Raw genomic sequence first — 353 nt, 5'->3', positions numbered from 1 at the left:
GCTTAAGTCGTAACAAGGTAGCCGTAGGGGAATCTGCGGCTGGATCACCTCCTAACGAACGAGATCAGGCCGACGTGCCTGACTCACTTTGGGATTATCCTCGACGACCTCGACCAGTTTCTGGTCGGGCACCTTTGAACTGCCAGGGTTAACACACACACCTCTCGTCTCACGACGAGGAGGGCCCATAGCTCAGTGGTAGAGTGCCTCCTTTGCAAGGAGGATGCCCAGGGTTCGAATCCCTGTGGGTCCATGTCGTGGGGTGATTCGAATCGTGCCCCTTAAGTGGGTCGCGACAAAAGAATCAATCCCAACAAACCGATGCACCAACCCGTGAAAACGCGGTTGGGAAG

General features: G+C 55.5%; 1 tRNA gene and 1 rRNA gene. Both read left to right on the top strand.

The features are described 5' to 3' along the window. Window positions 1-53 (top strand): 16S ribosomal RNA (locus NKF25_RS24100); the annotation flags it as partial. 128 nt (window positions 54-181) lie between these two features. Beyond that, window positions 182-253 (top strand) — tRNA-Ala (locus tag NKF25_RS24095). Window positions 254-353 lie beyond the last annotated feature (100 nt).

It is taken from the genome of Haladaptatus sp. AB643 (assembly GCF_024136975.1).
GTDB lineage: Archaea > Halobacteriota > Halobacteria > Halobacteriales > Haladaptataceae > Haladaptatus.
This window is presented reverse-complemented; position numbering and strand designations above follow the sequence as displayed.